Origin of the sequence: Mycobacterium sp., assembly GCF_019243155.1 — a bacterium.
Taxonomy (GTDB): domain Bacteria; phylum Actinomycetota; class Actinomycetes; order Mycobacteriales; family Mycobacteriaceae; genus Mycobacterium.
This window is the reverse complement of record NZ_JAFAUS010000351.1, coordinates 1-4,182: the sequence shown is the minus strand read 5'-3', so window position 1 is coordinate 4,182 and position 4,182 is coordinate 1. Positions and strand designations below refer to the sequence as shown.

Sequence of the window (4,182 nt, the reverse complement as noted above, 5' to 3'; positions counted from 1 at the left end):
CACCTCGTCGTACTTGAGGACGTTCTTTCTGACCTCGAAGTTCTGCTGCTCGACCTGGGTCTGGGCGCTCTTGATCGCCCGGGTCACCATCTTGGCCTCGATGGGCACGTCGTCGGGCAGGTTCAGCCGGTTCAGCATCGACTCCAGAGCGGCGCCGTTGAAGCGGCGCATCAGCTCGTCGCCCAGCGACAGGTAGAACCGCGACTCGCCCGGGTCGCCCTGCCGGCCGGAACGACCGCGCAACTGGTTGTCGATGCGTCGCGACTCGTGCCGCTCGGTGCCCAGCACGTACAGACCGCCGGCCTCGATCACCTCGGCGGCCTCCGCAGAGGCCTCCTTTTTGACCTTGGGGAGTTCCTCGTGCCAGGCCGCCTCGTACTCGTCGGCTGTCTCCACCGGGTCGAGCCCGCGGGCGCGCAGCCGCAGGTCGGTGAGGAAGTCGACGTTGCCGCCCAGCACGATGTCCGTACCGCGGCCGGCCATGTTGGTCGCGACGGTGATGCCGCCACGGCGACCCGCCTCGGCGATGATGGCCGCCTCCTGCTCGTGGTACTTCGCGTTCAGCACGTTGTGCGGGACCCGGCGCTTGGTGAACTGCCGCGACAGGTACTCCGAGCGCTCGACGCTGGTGGTACCGATCAGCACCGGCTGACCCTTTTCGTAGCGCTCGACGACGTCGTCGACCACTGCGATGTACTTGGCTTCCTCGGTCTTGTAGATGAGGTCGGACTGGTCACCGCGGATCATCGGCTTGTTGGTCGGGATGGGGACCACACCGAGCTTGTAGATCTCGTGCAGCTCGGCCGCCTCGGTCTGCGCCGTACCGGTCATGCCGGCGAGCTTCTCGTAGAGCCGGAAGTAGTTCTGCAGCGTGATGGTGGCCAGCGTCTGGTTCTCGGCCTTGATCTCGACGTGCTCCTTGGCCTCGATGGCCTGGTGCATGCCCTCGTTGTAGCGCCGGCCGATCAGCACGCGACCGGTGAACTCGTCGACGATCAGCACCTCGCCGTCGCGGACGATGTAGTCCTTGTCGCGGTTGAACAGCTCCTTGGCCTTCAGCGCGTTGTTGAGGTAGCTGACCAGCGGCGAGTTGGCGGCTTCGTAGAGGTTGTCGATGCCGAGCTGGTCTTCGACGAACTCAACACCCAGCTCGTGCACGCCGACCGTGCGCTTGCGCAGGTCGACTTCGTAGTGGGTGTCCTTCTCCATCAGCGGCGCCAGCCGAGCGAATTCCGTGTACCAGTTGGAGGCGCCGTCGGCGGGACCCGAGATGATCAGCGGGGTCCGCGCCTCGTCGATCAGGATGGAGTCGACCTCGTCAACGATCGCGAAGTTGTGGCCACGCTGCACCAAGTCGTCGAGCGAATGCGCCATGTTGTCGCGCAGGTAGTCGAAGCCGAACTCGTTGTTGGTGCCGTAGGTGATGTCGGCGTTGTAGGCCACGCGACGCTCGTCGGGCGTCATCTGGGCGAGGATCACGCCGACGTCCAGGCCCAGGAAGCGGTGCACGCGGCCCATCCACTCGCTGTCGCGTTTGGCCAGGTAGTCGTTGACCGTGACGATGTGCACGCCCTTGCCGCTGATGCCGTTGAGGTAGGCCGGCAAGACCGAGGTCAAGGTCTTGCCCTCACCGGTCTTCATCTCCGCGACGTTGCCGAAGTGCAGCGCCGCGCCACCCATCAGCTGGACGTCGAAGGGCCGCTGGTCGAGCACCCGCCAGGCGGCCTCGCGGGCCACCGCGAACGCCTCGGGCAGCAGGTCATCGAGGCTTTCGCCGTCGGCGTGCCGCTTCTTGAACTCGTCGGTCTTGGCCCGCAGCTCGGCATCGGTGAGCTTCTCTACCTCGTCTGACAAGGTGTTGACGTAGTCAGCCACCCGCTTCAGACGCTTGACCATGCGACCTTCGCCAAGGCGCAACAACTTCGACAGCACAGCTATGTCCCCTGTTGGTAGGAGTCTTCTTCGTTAAGGCGACTCCCATGGTAGGCGACGACCCCCTGATGGCCGCCGCAGCGGCGATCGCAAGCGCGGCGTTGCCGGGCGCAGCGGGTCGCCGCCATAAGACCCCGTCAGGACAGCCTGATCAGCCCGTAATCGTAGGCGTGTCGCCGGTAGACCACGCACGGCCGTTCGGTCTGCTTGTCGTGGAACAAGAAGAAGTCGTGCCCGACGAGCTCCATCTCGTAGAGCGCGTCGTCGACCGTCATCGGCGTGGCGGGGTGCTCCTTGGTCCGGACGATCCGTCCGGGCTCGTGGGCTGCTTCGACGCCGTCTTGCTCGGCCGGCAGCGTGTCCGGCGCGCGCTGTGGTTCGGGGGGCGGCACCGCGGTCGCGGCGGCCAGGGATACGGGGGTCTTGTCGCCGTAGTGGACCTTGCGGCGGTCTTTCACGCGGCGCAGACGGTTCTCCAGCTTGTCGACCGCGGATTCGAACGCGGCGTAGAAGCTGTCGGCACAGGCCTCGGCGCGGCTCACGGGGCCGCGGCCGCGCGCGGTGATCTCCACGCGCTGACAGGATTTGCGCTGACGACGGTTGGGCGCGTGCTTGAGCTCAACGTCGAAAAGATAAATGGAACGATCGAACCGCTCGAGGCGGGCGAGTTTTTGCGAGACGTAGACGCGGTAATGATCGGGGATTTCTACATTGCGGCCCTTGAACACGACTTCGGCGCTGGCCGTCGGTTCGGGCTGCCCGTTGGTTTGGATGAACTTCGCGGGCGGTTGGTCCAGAATCTGACCGGAATCCACGGATAGCCTTGACATACGTGACAACTCGTTTCTCTTTTCACGTCGCACGCACGCTGCGTGCCCGGCTTGCTGAAACGCGCCGACGGGGTTAGAGCGGTCTCGAAGCGGTCACCGCCGCAGGCTGCCCGCCGGTGCAAGGTGTCGAATGCTCACCCCCTTCCCCGCGAGTGGGTCTCAACCTGGAACTAAATGCGACCAGTGAGTCAGACCAATGAGTCGTTAAAGGTTGTTCTCGACGTTAGCTCGTGTTCGCCTTGCGGTGCCACTAATTCGCGCAGCTGTTGCGAGTTCTTCACAAGCTCTTGGCGAGGCCACGGCCTTTGGCAAGGGCTTCGCCGGATTCACGCGACCGCAAGGGCTAAAACCGCGGCGACGCGAACCCCGGCGGCGTGCAGCATCCGCACCGATGCGCGGGCGGTCGCACCCGTGGTAACGATGTCGTCGACGATCAAAACCTCGGCCTGAGGCGGCAGGCCGCGCAGCACCACGCGGCCCGTGACGTTGCGCTCCCTGGCGGCGGTGCCGAGCCCCACCGAGTCACGAACGAGCGCTCGCATCCGCAGCACCGGGGCGACCGCGATGTCGGGATGCCCGGCCACCGCGGCGCGCGCCAGCCGGGTAACGGGATCACCGCCGCGGCGGCGCGCCGCCGAACGCCGCGTCGGTGCGGGCACGATGGCCAGTGGCGTCTCGACGATCCCCCACTCCAGCAATCGGTGCACGCCGATGGCCAGTGCACGCGCCAGCGGCCCGACGAGATCGCCGCGGCCGCGCTCCTTGCACGCGAGGATCGCCTGCCTGCGCGCGCCCGCGTAGCGGCCGAGCCCGAACACCGGCACCCCCGCGTCGATCCGCGGGCTCACCACATGCGGCTGGCCGAGCGCGACCGCCAGCTCGTGGTCGCAGGCCTCGCACCAGCGGGTCGAGGGCGTACCGCAGCCACCGCACTCCAGCGGCAGGATGAGATCGAGCACGGACCCAGTGTGGCGGGCGGGGCCGACAATCTATCTAGCCCGGCAGCACCGGCGCCGCCCCGGGCACCGCCAAACCGGAGACCTCCACCCAGCCCTGCTGACCGTCGGCCGATGGCGAATACTGCAGCACCCCTTGCGGAGCCGCGACATAGGCCGTCGACGGGTTAGCCACGACCGTCGACAACGGCAGCTGCAAACCGTGGGCCGGCGCGTCGGAGTTCACCCCGTCGAGGTTCACGTAGGACACCGGATGGCTGGCGTCCGTGCGGGTCACCACGATGTCGTCGCCGGTGCGCCAGGACAGCGACACCACCGAGTTGCCCAGCCCGAAACCGAGCCGCCGCGGATAGGTCAGGGCGTACTGCCCGGCCTGGGTCTGCTCGACGCTGGCGAGGATCACCTGGCCGCCGATCACCATCGCGGCGCGCGTGCTGTCGCGGGACAGCTGCAGGTCGGTGATC

The 4,182-nt window shown here is 66.8% G+C and carries 4 protein-coding genes; all 4 read right to left on the bottom strand.

The annotated features are described in order from the left end of the window. A partial coding sequence (gene secA, locus JOZ00_RS18180) for a preprotein translocase subunit SecA (RefSeq protein WP_293346034.1) occupies positions 1-1,932 on the bottom strand: 1,932 nt, incomplete at its 3' end. 137 nt (positions 1,933-2,069) lie between these two features. Continuing rightward, on the bottom strand, positions 2,070-2,762 hold the full coding sequence (raiA, locus tag JOZ00_RS18175) for a ribosome-associated translation inhibitor RaiA (protein WP_293346032.1): 693 nt from the start codon (positions 2,760-2,762) through the stop codon (positions 2,070-2,072). 326 nt (positions 2,763-3,088) lie between these two features. Then, entirely contained in the window at positions 3,089-3,721 is a 633-nt protein-coding gene (locus tag JOZ00_RS18170) for a ComF family protein (protein WP_293346030.1), read from the bottom strand. 34 nt (positions 3,722-3,755) lie between these two features. Beyond that, a partial coding sequence (locus tag JOZ00_RS18165; RefSeq protein WP_293346028.1) for an LpqB family beta-propeller domain-containing protein occupies positions 3,756-4,182 on the bottom strand: 427 nt, incomplete at its 5' end.

Coding starts and splice junctions, on each gene's coding strand:
- raiA (WP_293346032.1), bottom strand. CDS start 2,762: ATGTCAAGGCTATCCGTGGATTCCGGTCAGATTCTGGACCAACCGCCC.